This is a genomic window from Streptomyces crystallinus (genome assembly GCF_039521265.1).
Taxonomy (GTDB): domain Bacteria; phylum Actinomycetota; class Actinomycetes; order Streptomycetales; family Streptomycetaceae; genus Streptomyces; species Streptomyces crystallinus.
This window is the reverse complement of sequence record NZ_BAAACA010000028.1, coordinates 24,026-37,958: the sequence shown is the minus strand read 5'-3', so window position 1 is coordinate 37,958 and position 13,933 is coordinate 24,026. Positions and strand designations below refer to the sequence as shown.

Below are 13,933 nucleotides of genomic sequence, written 5' to 3'. Positions count from 1 at the left end.
CTGCGCGACCAGCCCACGGCCGCCCGCAGTCGCGCACCGAGCCGCAAGGGGCTGGGCGGGGGGCGAAAAGGGGCCCGGGGACGGGGCGCTAGACCAGGCCTGCCAGTTCTCGTTGGACCGCGCTGGCGGGCAGGGCTGCCGATGGGGCTGGGCGGCGGTCCTCCAGCGGGATCACCGGGGGCAGCGCGCCCGGCTGGCCCAGGAACACCCGCCGCACCACCCGCTCCGCCGCGTGTCCGTCGTCGTACGGGCAGAACCGGGCCCGGAACGCGGCCCTCAGCTGGGCCGAGCGGGAGCCGCGCCAGTGGCCGGTGCTGAAGATGTCGATCAGCTCGTCCTCGGTGCGGGCGACCGCGCCCGGCGGGAAGGCCCGCAGGTCGAAGTAGGTGCCGCGGGCCGCCTCGTACGCCTCCCAGTCGTCGGTGTGGATGACGATGGGGCGGTCCAGGTTGGCGTAGTCGAACATCAGCGACGAGTAGTCGGTGACCAGCGCGTCGGCGGCCAGGCACAGCTGCTCGACCGACGGGTGCGCGCTGACGTCGATGATCCGGGGGTGCGCCTCCTCGGCCAGCGGCGCCCCGTACGCGGGGTGGGCGCGGGTGAGGAGCACGACCTGGGGCCCGAGCCTGCGGGCCACGCGCTCCAGGTCGAGGGGGCGGTGCTGGTCGCGCCGGTAGTCGCGGTGGGTCGGCGCGTAGAGGACGGCGGTGGCGCCGACGGGGATGCCGAGGCCCTCGCGGAGCCGGGCCACGTCCGCGGCGCTGGCCCGGTGGAAGACGTCGTTGCGCGGATAGCCGTACTCCAGCGTGGTGTAGCCCGAGGGGTAGGTGCGCTCCCAGGTGAGGGTGGAGTGCAGATTGGCCGAGAGGCTGTAGTCCCACTGGTCGCTGCCCGCGACCAGCCCGGCGAAGTCGGTGGCGCGGGCGGCCGCCGGGCGGCCCATCAGGTCCAGGCCCATGGTCTTGAGCGGGGTGCCGTGGTGGGTCTGGAGCAGCACCTGCCCCTCCCGCTTGACCAGCCGCCGGTCGAACTCCACATTGCTGACCAGGTACTTGGCGCGGGCCAGCGCCGTCCAGTACGCGAAGGTGCCCGACGCCACCTTGCGGGTGGCGGGCGGCACGGTGTGCAGGTGCGCGGGCGCGGCCACCCAGGTGGTCCGCACCCGGGGCACCAGCTCGCGCACCTGAGCCTCGACCGCGGCCGGGTTGCAGGAGTACCCCCGGTCCCCGTACGCGCTGAAGACCGCCTCGTCCCGCAACGGCAGCCGCAGCTGGATCCGGTAGTGGAGATGGAGCACTCCCGAGCGCAGGGCGCGGCCGAGCGCGCGCAGCGGGCGGCCCGCGCGGGCGCGCAGCGCGCTGAGCGCCCCCAGACCCAGATAGGTGCGGTGGGCGCCGAGCCGGACCAGCCCGTGCCGCACCCGGACGCGCAGGGTGCGCGGGCCGCCGCCGGGGGTGCGGTGGCGGCGGTACTGGGCGCGGGCGCGGCGGAAGAACTCGGCGCGGCTGCCGCGCGGCAGCCGCACCCGGGTGGTGAACACGGTGAGGAAGTGGTCGGCCATCTTCCGGAAGATCAGCGGCCGCAGCGGGGCCAGTTCGGGGCGCGTGTCGAGGAACGCGAAGACCCGGTCGTACTGGTCGAAGAGGTCGAAGTGGCGGTGGCTGGTGGTGGACAGGATGCTGCCCTGGCGGCGCTGGCGGTAGTGGACGCAGACCCGGTCGAGCGTGGTGAGCGAGTCGGCGGCCATCAGCGCCGGATACGTCCAGGGCGCGTCCTCGTAGAAGCCGGAGGTGAAGCTGAAGCCCTGCTCCTCGATGAACTCGCGGCGGTACGCCTTGTTCCAGACCACGCTCAGCAGCTTGAGCAGCCCGGGCCGGTCCGCGAGCCGGAAGGTGGCGGGCCCGGCCTCGGCGAGCTGGGCGGCCGACTTGTTGCGCACCCGCTCGCCGGACCAGAAGGTGCGCGCGTAGTCGTAGACCAGGACGTCCGGGTCGCCGGTCTCCTTGAGCCGGTCGGCGATCGCCTGGAGGGCGCCCGGGGTGAGGGTGTCGTCGCCGTCGAGGAACACCACGTAGTCGCCGGTGGCATGGGCGAGTCCGGCGTTGCGGGCGGGGCCGAGACCCGTGTTGGTGTCCAGGTGGACGGCGGTGACGCGGCGGTCGCGGGCGGCGAGTTCGTCGATGATCGCGCCGCACGCGTCCGGTGAGCAGTCGTCCACCGCGATCAGTTCCAGATCGTCGTACGACTGGCTGAGCACCGAGCCCAGGCAGTCGTGGAGATAGGCCTGGACCTTGTACACGGGGACGATCACGCTGAACCGGGGCATGGCCCGTAGAACGGCCGATGGCGCGACCGGGTTACGCCGGTGGGGGCAGACGGGGTAAAGCCGCGGCGCCCGCTTGACGCCGGGCGCCTGACCTGGGCGGTCGGGGGTGTTCCCGGTTACTTGACGGCGCCCGCCATCACCCCCGACACGAACTGGCGCTGGAAGGCGAAGAAGACGGCCAGCGGGATGACCATGGAGACGAAGGCGCCGGGCGCGAGGACGTCGATGTTGTTGCCGAACTGCCGTACCTGCTGCTGGAGGGCGACCGTGATCGGCGGGTGCTTGGAGTCCGCGAAGATCAGCGCGACCAGCATGTCGTTCCAGACCCAGAGGAACTGGAAGATGCCGAGCGAGGCGATCGCGGGGCCGCCCAGCGGCAGCACGACCCGGGTGAACAGCCGTATCTCGCCCGCCCCGTCGAGCCGCGCGGCCTCCAGGAGCTCGCGCGGGATCTCGGCGAAGAAGTTCCGCAGCAGGAAGATCGCGAAGGGCAGTCCGAAGGCGACGTGGAAGGTGATCACGCCGACCGTCGTCTCGAAGATCCCGATCTTGCCGAAGAGCTTGGCGACCGGGACGAGGGCGACCTGCACGGGCACCACGAGCAGGCTCACCACGACCATGAACCACCAGTCGCGGCCGGGGAAGTCCATCCAGGCGAAGGCGTATCCGGCGAACGAGCCGATCACGACGACCAGCACGGTCGCGGGCACGGTGATCACGACGGTGGAGAGCAGCGAGTCGGTGATCGTGCTGTTGTCCAGCAGGTTGGCGTAGTTGTGGAAGGTGAGCTGGGAGGGCTCGCTGAAGACCTTCCACCAGCCGGTGGAGGCGATGTCGGAGGGGCTGCGCAGCGAGGAGAGCAGCAGCCCGACGGTCGGCATCAGCCAGAAGAGCCCGACGAGGATCAGGAAGACGCGCAGCGCGCCGCCGCCGGCGCGGGCGGCGATCCGGGCGGGCAGGGACTGCTTGGCCTTGACGACTCCCAGAGCTGTCATCGCCGGGCCTCCCGCCGCATCCTGCGGATATTGCTGTGCTGTCCCGGGGGGCGACCCCCGGACCCCCGGCAGGAGGTGATCGTGGCACAGCCAGTCCTCATCGCCGGGCCTCCCGCCGCATCCTGCGGATATTGCTGTGCTGTCCCGGGGGGCGACCCCCGGACCCCCGGCAGGAAGTGATCGTGGCGCAGGCAGTCCTCATCGCCGGGCCTCCCGCCGCATCCTGCGGATGTTGAAGAGCATCACCGGTACGACCAGGACCAGCAGCAGGACCGCGATCGCGCTGCCGATGCCGAGGTCGGCGTCCGTGCCGAACGAGGAGCGGTAGAGCTGGAGCGCCAGGACGTTGGCGTCGTCCTGGCTGGAGCCGGGGGCGATGATGAAGATCAGGTCGAAGATCTTCAGCACGTTGATCATCAGGGTGACGAGGACGACGGCGAGGACGGGCGCGAGCAGCGGCACGGTCACCCGCCGGAAGACCTGCCACTCGTTGGCGCCGTCCACCCGTGCCGCCTCCAGGAGTTCGCGCGGCAGCCCGGCGAGCCCGGCGGCGATGAGCACCATCGCGAACCCGGCCCACATCCAGATGTACGAGCCGATGATGGCGGGGGTGACCAGGGTCGGGCCGAGCCAGTTCACTCCGTTGTAGGGCTCGCGGAAGTTGCCGCGCGGCAGCCGCAGTCGGGCCCCGTCGGCCTTGGCGGGCAGGCTGAACGTGCCGTCCGCGCGCGCGGTGGCGGTGGCGACGACCCGGCCGTCCCGTACGGCCTCGATCTTGAGGCCCTTGAGGCCCAGCTCCTTGGAGTCGATGGCGTTGGGGGTGCCGCCGCCCCCCTTGGTGAAGTCGAGCCAGGCGGTGCCCGTGATTCCGCCGGGGTCGGCGGCCGCGGGCTTCGCCGCCTTCGCGGACGACGGCATCTTCTCGGCGGCGACCCCGACCAGCGGGAGCAGCGCGCTCTGCCCGGTGTGGACGGCGTCCTTGGTCACGAAGGAGCCGCCGCCGCCCGGCCTGAGAGGGGCGGAGGGCAGCGGGTGGGCCCGGGGGAAGCCCGCCGACTCGGCGAAGGTGTCGTGCACCCCGACCCAGACCGCGTTGGCCACGCCCCGGTCCGGGTCCTGCTCGTACACCAGCCGGAAGATGATGCCCGCGGCGAGCATCGAGATCACCATCGGCATGAAGACGATCAGCTTGAACGCCGTGCCCCAGCGCACCCGTTCGGTCAGTACGGCGAAGATCAGCCCGAGGACGGTGGCGACGGTCGGGGCGCAGACCACCCAGATCGCGTTGTTCTTGACTGCGGTCAGGATGGTGTCGTCGGTGAAGAGGGCCTTGTAGTTGTCGATCCCCGCGAAGCCGTCGCCGGACTGGTCGAAGAACGAGCGGTAGACCGAGTACCCGATCGGATACACCACCAGCGCGCCGAGCAGCACGAGCGCGGGCAGCAGGAACCCGGCGGCGAGATAGGCGCGGGTCCCGGTGACGCTCTTGCGGGCACGCGGGGGTGGGGGCGGGGGTGTGGGCGCGGCGGGGGCGGGTGACGGCGCCGGGGCGGTGGTCATGACCCCGTCAGCTCTTGTACGCCGCGGCCGCGTCGGCCTCCAGTTTGGCCTGGGCCCCGCTGACGTCCTTGGGGTTCTTCAGGAAGTCCTGGAGGTCCTTCCACTCGCCCTTGCCCGGCGTCCCGCCGAAGGACTGCGGAGCCTGGTCGGACATGTCGAACCGCACGTCGTCCCCGGCCGCGATCAGGGCCTTGGCGATGTCGCGCTGCACGTCATTGGGGTACGCGGCGAGGTCGGTGGCCTTGTTGGGCGAGATGTACCCGCCCGCCGCGGCCCAGACCTTGGCGGCGTCCGGGGAGGCCAGCCAGGTCAGCAGGGCCTGGGCGCCCTGGGAGTCCTTGAGCGCGACGGCCGCGTCGCCGCCGGTGACGACGGGGGCCTTGGCGCCGACGGCCGGGAACGGGAAGACCTTCGCGTCCGTACCGATCTTCGCGCTGGTCTGGGCGATGTTGACGCCGACGAAGTCGCCCTCGAAGACCATTCCGGCCTTGGGCTGGTCGCCGCCCGTGAAGGTCTGGGTGACGGAGGCGGGGAACTCGGTCTGGAGGGCGCCGGTGGCGCCGCCCGCGATCAGGTCGGGCTTGCCGAAGAGCTGGCCGAGGGTGGTCAGGGCGTCCTTGACCGACGGGTCGGTCCACTTGATCCGGTGCTTGGCCAGCTGGTCGTACTTCTCGGGCCCCGCCTGGGAGAGGTAGATGTTCTCGAACCAGTCGGTGAGCGTCCAGCCGTCCGCGCCGCCGACGGAGACGGGGGTGACACCGGAGGCGGAGATGGTGTCGGCGGTGGCCAGGAAGTCCTTCCAGGTCTTGGGGACCTGGGCGCCGGCGGTCTCGAAGACCTTGGTGTTGTACCAGACGAGGGACTTGTTGGCGGCCTTGAAGTAGACGGCGTACTGGGTGCCGTCGACCGCGCCGAGGTCCTGCCAGACCTTGGCGTAGTTCTTGGCGAGCTGGTCCTTGGCCCCCTGGCCGACGGGCTTGACCCACTTCTTCTGCACGGCCTGCTGGATGGCGCCGACCTGCGGCAGCATCGCCACGTCGGGCGGACTGCCTCCGGCGATCTTCGTGCCGAGGAAGTTGACGATGGGGTCCTGGGCGGGGACGAAGGTGACGGTGGCGCCGGTACGGCTCTCGAACTCCTTCAGCACCTTGACGAAGTTGGCCTGCTCGGGGCCGGTCCAGACGGCGGCGACCTCGATCTTCTGCCCGTCCAGCCGGGGCAGGCTGACGCCTGCGGGTGCGCCGGACCTGCTTGGCTTGTCCCCGTCGTCCTTCTTGTCGTCCCCGCAAGCGGTGGCGGTGAGGGCGAGCGCCCCGACGATGGCTATCCCGACCAACTTCCGACCTGTACGCATTGGCTTGCCGCCTCCCGCTTCGCCGGTCGTCCCGTCCGGACAGTCCTACGCCGGGGTGCGGGGGCGTAGCAATAGCGTGGTCATCGTCAACCGGCCGATCGTGATGGGGTCGTGACGTTGCGTCAGCCAGCTTTTGTCTGCGGGTGGGGTGGTGGCTGGTCGCGCAGTTCCCCGCGCCCCTTCTTGTGCCCGGCCTTTGTCTGCGGGCCGGTGGCCGCTTCTCGCGCAGTTCCCCGCGCCCCTGGAACGCGCCCCTGCGGGGCGATCCTTCGGCTGCGGGCCGGTGGCCGCTTCTCGCGCAGTTCCCCCGCGCCCCTTAAGTGCGGCCCCTCCGGGGCGCTCAGCCTGTGATCGCCCCGGAGGGGCGCTTTAGGGGCGCGGGGAACTGCGCGAGCAACCCACCACCCAGCCGCAGACAGAGGCCGGGCCGCTCAAAGACCCGCCGGGGGCGCCGCGTGGACCACCCGTCCCGCCCGATCCAACGCACTGGCCAGCAACGCCAGATCCGTAGGCCCGTTCCCCAGCTCCCGCACCGGCCGCCGCGCCGGCGGGTCCCCCATCCGCTCCCACTCCAGCGGCACCACCGTCGGCCGCAGCGTCGCCGTACGCGGTATCCGTCCCGTGACCCGTCCGCCCTGGAACGGCGTCACCGAACCGTCCGGCCCGAACAGCCGCCCCCGCCCGGGCGACGGCTCCTCAGGCGAGGGGCTGAGCGGCGGCGCGTCCAGCCGCACCACCTGCCGTACTCCCCGCGCCAGCTCCGTCTCCGCCGTACGCTCCGGCCGCGCGGACGTGGCGACCAGGTGGACCCCCAGCCGCTCCCCGTCCCGCGCCACCGCCTCCAGCGCGCGCACCACCGACCCGGCCGCGGGCCGCCCGGGGCTGCCCAGCGCGGGCGCGACCAGCGCGTCGAAGTCGTCCACCAGGATGACCAGACGCGCCAGCGGCGGCGGCCCCGCCTCCGTACGCGTACGCCCCAGCGGCCGCAGCCGCAGCGTGCTGGTGGACGGCGCGTCCACCTCGCCCGGCTGCTCCCCGCCCGACGGCGGCCGGGGACTCACCACCCGGCCCGCGACCTCCTCGGAGCCCTGCCGCGCGAGCCACTGGGCGAACCCCAGCTCCCCGAGCAGCTCCGCCCGCCGCTTCAGCTCCGCCCCCAGCGCCTGCGCGAACTCCCGCATACGGACCGGGTCGGAAGCCACCAAGTGGGTGGAGACATGGGGGAGTTCGGTACAAGGGCGCAGCCCCTCGCCGCGCTCCCCGCCCGCCCCGTCGACCAGCACCAGCGCCAGCCGGTCCGGCCGCGCCCCCGCCGCCAGCGACGCGGCGACCGCCCGCAGCAGCTCCGTACGCCCGCTGCCCGCCGGGCCCTCGACCAGCAGATGCGGCCCGTCGGACGCGAGGTCGACACCGACCGGGCCGCGCGGCCCGGCGCCGAGCACCACCGCCCCGTCCGGTGCCGACTCCCAGCGCGCCATCAGGGACGCCGGGGTGGCCCGGGCCAGGCCCAGCTCGTCGAGCAGCCGGGACGACGGGGGCAGCGCCACCGGCGGCCGCCCGGGCGCGACGGCCGTCCCGTCGCCCGCCCGCAGCGGCGCCAGCGCCCGCGCGAAACGCTCCGCCCACGCCGGGGACACCGCGTCCACCACCGCCAGCGTGCCGTGCCCGGCCGGACGGCCGCCCGCCGTACGCAGCAGCCGCAGCGCCGTGGCCACGTCCCCGCTCAGCAGCGCCGCCGCCCCGCACTCGCGGAACGGCAGCGAGACCGCGCACGCCGACTCGTACGTCGCTTCCACCGGCGACACCGGGGAGGCGGGCGGCGTCTCGGCGAGACAGAGCAGATGGATGCCCGCCGCGCCCCCGGCGGAGGCGAGCCGGGCGGTCGTCTCGCGCAGCACGGACGAGCCGGGGTCGCCGTCGACGACCACCACCGTGTACGGACCCGAGTAGCGGCGGGTGGCGTCGGCCACGGCCGCCGCGTCGGCGGACGCCCAGCCGGGGCCCAGCGGGCTGTCGTCCAGGCGCCGGACCAGCTCGGTCGTCCGGGCCGTGGCCTGCTCGCGGTCGTACGCGAGGAGCAGCCGGCAGTCCTGGCCGTGCCCCGGGCGCACATGCGGGAGCCAGCCGAGCCAGCCCCACTCCGCCGTACGCGTCTGGAGGCTGCGGCCGCGCTCCGTACTGATGAGGACGATCTCCAGGTCGGCCGGGGCGTGCAGCGCGGCCAGCTGGGCCACGGCCGCCCTCGCCAGCCCGTTCAACCGGGCGCGGGGACCGGCGAGCCCCAGCGAGCCCACCTCCCGCAGCCCGACGGTCACCGGCACGGCCGCCAGCTCGCCGTGGTCCGCCGTCCCCACCCGGATCGCCAGCTCCTCCGGGTGCCCGGGGCGCCGCTCCCACAGCCGTGGCCCGGGGCCGAGCGCGGTCAGCAGCAGCGCGGCCGGGTCGGGCCACCGCTCGGGCGCGGGCGACCCGCCGGGCACCACGGCCACGGCCTCGGCCGGCTCCGGTTCGTACCCGGCCTCCGCCCGTCCGCCGGTGAGCCGCCGCGCCCAGGCGCCGATCCCTCCGCGCCGCCGGGCGGGAGCCCCGTCGTCCACGCGCGCGTGCTCCACGTCCTCGGGCATCCGGGTCCCCCGAGGGGGCGTCCCGACGCGCCGACTGGTGCCCTGCCCACGGCCCGGCCCGGTCGAGGAGTCCCCGGGCGCCCGACCGTCCGTGGCGGGCCGGTACTCCTGCCCACCCGCACCACCACCAGGCGCCCAGCCCCCCGCGCCGTGCGTCCGCCCGTCGGCCCCAGCGTCGTAGCCCTGCGTGCCCGAGCCCCCTCCGGACGTCCGACCACCCGCGCCCGCGCCGTGCGCCCGCCCATCGGCCCCAGCGCCTGCGCCGTGCGTCCGCCCGTCGGCCCCAGCGTCGTAGCCCTGAGTGCCCGAACCCCCTCCGGACGTCCGACCACCCGCGCCCGCGCCGTGCGCCCGCCCGTCGGCCCCAGAGTCGTAACCCTGCCCGCCCGCGCCGTGCGCCCGCCCGTCGGCCCCAGCGCCTGCGGCATGCGTCCGCCCGTCCGCCCCGGCGCCATAGGCCCCGCCCGCGCCCCGCCCAGGCTCCTGGCTGCCCGCCTGGGCGCCGTGGGTCCGGTCGCTCGCTCCGGGTCCGTAACCCTGTTCGGCCGGGCCCGCCCCGGCCAGGTGGCCCCGACCGCCGTCTGCGCCGCCCGGCGCTCCGGAAGCCCCGCCCCGCGCCTCAGCGGCGCCGCCCTGAACTCCACCGCCCTGAACTCCGGGGACACCCCCGTACGTCCCGAAGCCGCCTTCTGTGCGCCCCTGCCCGAAAGCCTCCTCCGGCCGCCCGTGCGACCGGCCTCCGCCCTCCACCACGTCAGTGGGGCCCGCTTCAGCGGGGCCCGGAGCCCCCGCGCTCCCCGTCCCATGCGTCGTCGGCCCGTGCCCGCCGGGGCCCGGCTCGCTCGACGCGCGCGGGGACGGCACCCGGGCGGTCTCCGGGCCCCCGTCCGGCGCGGAGCCGGGGCCCGGGATCACCCGGATGTGGCCCTCGCCGTCCGCCGCCGTGGGCAGCGGCTGGGGGGACGGGGTGCCGGTGCTCAGGCGCAGGGTGGACTCGCCGAGCCGCAGCAGGGCGCCCACCGGGAGGCGCACCGGCTGCGGGCCGACGGGAGTGCTGTCCACGCGGGTGCCGTTCGTCGAGCCCAGGTCGGCCACCGAGACCCGGCCGCCCTCGCCGACCGTGACCGCGCAGTGCAGCCGGGACACGTCCGGGTCGTCCAGCGGAACATCCGCGTCCGCCGAGCGGCCGACGCGGATCTGGCCGCCGTGCAGCAGATGGACGCCGCCCGCGTCCGGCCCCGCGACCACGCACAGCCGGGCCGGGGCCGCCTCCGCGTGCTCCTCGTACGCGTACGACAACGAGTCGGCCGGGGTGGAGAGCGACAGCACCGCCCCGTCCACCAGCGGCGGCTCGCCCAGCACCCGGCGCTGGGGGTCCAGGCGCTCCCGGCCCGCGTAGAGCACCACCGTGCTCGGCGCCTCGGAGCCGGACGCGGCCGTGGCGAGGCCCGACGCGACGGCCGCGAGGGCGGTCCCGGCGGGCGCGGTCACGAGCACGTCGCAGGCGCGCGCCGCAGCGTGGCCGCTGCGCGGCGCGAGGACGGTCAGCCGGATCTGCATCGCCTCGGCGGTCCCTTCTGCGCGGGGGTGCCGGGCACGGAGGGAAAGCCCCTTGTGATTCCCCCCACCAGGCACACATGTCGTGCTGGGGGCATCCTCGCACCTGCCACTGACAACACGCCCGCCGCCCACCTCCAAGTGATCTTGAATGATCGGCTCTCGACGCAAATGTGGCCGCAAAGTGGCCGGTTGCGCACCTCGTCGGAATCGATCACCCCGCTTCGGTACGGCCGTTCGGCAACCTTCCGTGCGACGGTGACGTCTTTTACTCGAACAGCCGGAGCGCGCGGCCCGCGCCGCCGCGGCCGCCGCCACAGCCGTGGTGACAGCGGTCGGCACTACAGTGGGCGGCTCGGGGGCAGCCCCGAAGACCCGGATCCAGCCAGACCAGCAGGGAGCGCATGACGTGCGGCCGGTAGGCAGCAAGTACTTGCTCGAGGAGCCGCTCGGACGCGGTGCCACGGGCACCGTCTGGCGCGCCCGCCAGCGTGAGGCGGCGGGTGCGGAGGCGGCCGTGGCGGGCCGGCCCGGCGAGACCGTCGCGATCAAGGTCCTCAAGGAGGAGCTGGCCAACGACGCCGACATCGTGATGCGCTTTTTGCGCGAGCGGTCGGTGCTGCTGCGCCTGACGCACCCCAACATCGTGCGCACCCGCGACCTGGTCGTGGAGGGCGATCTGCTCGCCCTGGTCATGGACCTGGTCGACGGCCCTGACCTGCACCGCTATCTGCGCGACAACGGCCCCTTCACCCCCGTCGCCGCGTCCCTGCTCACCGCGCAGATCGCGGACGCGCTCGCCGCCAGCCACGCCGACGGCGTCGTCCACCGCGATCTGAAGCCCGCCAACGTCCTGCTCGACGAGCGCGACGGCGCCATGCACCCGATGCTCACCGACTTCGGCATCGCGCGCCTGGCGGACTCCCCGGGCCTGACCCGTACGCACGAGTTCGTGGGCACGCCCGCGTATGTGGCGCCGGAGTCCGCCGAGGGCCGCCCGCAGACCTCCGCCGTCGATGTCTACGGCGCCGGAATCCTGATGTACGAGCTGGTCACCGGGCGCCCGCCGTTCGCGGGCGGAACGGCCCTGGAGGTGCTGCACCGGCATCTGAGCGAGGAGCCGCGCCGCCCCACGACCGTGCCCGGCCCGCTGTGGACGGTCATCGAGCGCTGTCTGCGCAAGAACCCGGACGAGCGGCCCAGCGCCGAGAACCTCGCGCGCGCCCTGCGCGTGGTGGCCGACGGCATCGGGGTGCACTCGACCCCGGCCCAGGTCGAGGCGGCCGACGGCATCGGCGCCCTGCTCGCGCCCGACCCGGCGCCGGCGCCCGTCCCCGAGACGCCCGGCGCGGCCGACCCGACCCAGGTGCTGCCGAGCAACGCGGGCTCGTACGGCCGGCACGATCCGAATGCCGCGACCTCGTACCTGCCGAACACCCCCGGAGCCGCCGACCCGACCGCCGTCCTGCCCGGCCGGGGCGCGGCCGACCCGACGGCGGTGATGCCGCCGGTGCCGCAGGGCCAGAACCAGTTCGGCCCGCAGGGCGCCCGGCCCGAGGAGCCGCACCCCTGGCAGTCCCAGCTCCAGGCGGCCCGCGACCGCAACGAGCAGACGCAGGTGCAGTACCTGGACCCGGCCGAGGACCCGCTGCGCCGCCGCCCGCACCGCCAGGCGCAGCAGCCCCAGCAGCCTCAGCAGCAGCGCCCCCAGCAGTACGCCCCGCAGCCGCCCCAGCACCAGCAGCCGCCCCAGCACTACCGGCAGCCGCAGCAGCCCCAGCCGTACGCACAGCCCCCGCAGCACCAGCGTTACGCGCAGCCGCCCCAGCACCAGCAGTACGCCCCGCCGCAGGCGCCCCATCAGCCGCAGCAGCCGCAGGGTCCCGCCCCGCGCGAGCCCCGTGAGCCGCGCCGCCGCGGCGCCAACCCGATGCGGATCCCGGGGCTGGGCTGCCTCAAGGGCTGTCTGTTCAGCGTGGTCCTGCTGATCGTGGCGGGCTGGCTGATCTGGGAGCTGACCCCGCTTCAGGATTGGGTGGCCGAGGGCAAGGGCTACTGGCAGGCGATCGGCGACGCCGTCGACAAGGTGTCGGGCTGGGTCGGCAAACTCGGCGGCAACTGAGCGGCGACCGGGCGGCGACGGGGGCGGCCACCGGGGCCCGTGCCGCGCCGACTTCGTCGATTTGTCGACTTCCAGGGGGTGATTTCCCCTTCGGAAGTGAAGGTTGGCGTCCGGGCCGCGTAGCCTCGGCGTGCACAGCCAGCCGCTGAGGGAGCAGTCTTGGCACGGAATATCGGCAGCCGGTACACCGCCCACCAGATCCTGGGGCGGGGCAGCGCCGGCACGGTGTGGCTAGGCGAGGGGCCGGACGGGCCCGTCGCCATCAAGCTGCTGCGCGAGGACCTCGCTGCCGACCAGGAGCTGGTCGGCCGGTTCGTCCAGGAGCGCACCGCGCTGCTCGGTCTCGACCACCCCAACGTGGTGGGCGTGCGCGACCTGGTCGTCGACGGCAACGACCTCGCCCTGGTCATGGACCTGGTGCGGGGCACGGACGTACGCACCCGGCTCGACCGCGAGCGCCGACTCGCCCCCGAGGCGGCGGTGGCGATCGTCGCGGACGTGGCCGACGGCCTGGCTGCCGCGCACGCGGCCGGGGTGGTGCACCGCGACGTCAAGCCCGAGAACATCCTGCTGGACATGCAGGGCCCGCTCGGCCCCGGCGGCGCGCACCCAGCCCTCCTCACCGACTTCGGCGTGGCGAAGCTGATCGACACCCCGCGCCGCACCAAGGCCACCCGCATCATCGGCACCCCCGACTACCTCGCCCCCGAGATCGTCGAGGGCCTGCCGCCCAGGGCCGCGGTCGACATCTACGCCCTGGCGACGGTCCTCTACGAGCTCCTGGCGGGCTTCACGCCCTTCGGCGGCGGCCACCCCGGCGCGGTCCTGCGCCGCCACGTCACCGAGACCGTGGTGCCGCTGCCCGGCATCCCCGACGAGCTCTGGCAGCTGATGGTCCAGTGCCTCGCCAAGGCCCCGGCCTCCCGGCTGCGCGCCTCGGAGCTCTCCGTCCGGCTGCGCGAGCTGCTGCCGCTGGTGGCCGGGATGCCACCGCTGGACGTGGACGAGCCGGACGCCGAGGAGCCCGAGGAGCCGGTGTACGAGGAGCCCGCGGCCCCCTCCGGAAGGCCCCGCCGGGGCGCGGTGCCGCTGGTCCCGGGCGCCCCCCTGGACTCCAACCGCGACACGCACACCAGCATGCGCGTCCCCGGTCCCGACGAACTGGCCGGCGGCCCCCTCGGCACGGCCCGCGCCCCCCGCCCGGCGGGCACCCCGCGCCCCGGCTCGGCCCGGCACCGCGCGGACCAGCTGCGCAGGCGCCGGATCATCCTGGGCGCCTCGGCGGTGGCGCTGACGGCGGCGGTCGCGGTCGGCGGCTGGCTGGCCACCTCGGGCGGCGACGACAAGCCCCCGCAGGACTCCAAGCACTCGGCGCCGGGACCCCCGTAGTCCCGG

7 protein-coding genes are annotated in these 13,933 nt (G+C 74.5%); 2 read left to right on the top strand and 5 right to left on the bottom strand.

Translation table 11 applies throughout. The features are described from left to right. Positions 1-88 precede the first annotated feature (88 nt). The 5 genes from ABD236_RS21525 to ABD236_RS21505 form a co-directional block, all read right to left on the bottom strand. A complete protein-coding gene (locus tag ABD236_RS21525) occupies positions 89-2,326 on the bottom strand; it encodes a bifunctional glycosyltransferase/CDP-glycerol:glycerophosphate glycerophosphotransferase (protein WP_344075605.1) in 2,238 nt (745 codons plus the stop codon). A gap of 116 nt (positions 2,327-2,442) precedes the next feature. After that, a complete protein-coding gene (locus ABD236_RS21520) occupies positions 2,443-3,321 on the bottom strand; it encodes a carbohydrate ABC transporter permease (protein WP_344075603.1) in 879 nt (292 codons plus the stop codon). A 198-nt stretch (positions 3,322-3,519) separates the two neighbouring features. Further along, positions 3,520-4,881, bottom strand: coding sequence for a carbohydrate ABC transporter permease (locus ABD236_RS21515; protein ID WP_344075601.1), 1,362 nt, complete (start codon positions 4,879-4,881; stop codon positions 3,520-3,522). 7 nt (positions 4,882-4,888) lie between these two features. Then, entirely contained in the window at positions 4,889-6,235 is a 1,347-nt protein-coding gene (locus ABD236_RS21510) for an ABC transporter substrate-binding protein (protein ID WP_344075599.1), read from the bottom strand. A 431-nt stretch (positions 6,236-6,666) separates the two neighbouring features. Beyond that, on the bottom strand, positions 6,667-10,419 hold the full coding sequence (locus tag ABD236_RS21505) for an FHA domain-containing protein (protein ID WP_344075597.1): 3,753 nt from the start codon (positions 10,417-10,419) through the stop codon (positions 6,667-6,669). Between the two features lie 406 nt (positions 10,420-10,825). On the opposite strand from ABD236_RS21505, the gene ABD236_RS21500 reads away from it, so the two are divergent. Together ABD236_RS21500 and ABD236_RS21495 are read left to right on the top strand one after the other, a co-directional pair. After that, positions 10,826-12,538: a serine/threonine-protein kinase gene (locus ABD236_RS21500; protein WP_344075595.1), complete on the top strand. Its 1,713-nt coding sequence runs from the start codon at positions 10,826-10,828 to the stop codon at positions 12,536-12,538. A gap of 159 nt (positions 12,539-12,697) precedes the next feature. Then, complete coding sequence (locus tag ABD236_RS21495; RefSeq protein WP_344075593.1) at positions 12,698-13,927, top strand: serine/threonine-protein kinase; 1,230 nt, start codon at positions 12,698-12,700, stop codon at positions 13,925-13,927. Positions 13,928-13,933 lie beyond the last annotated feature (6 nt).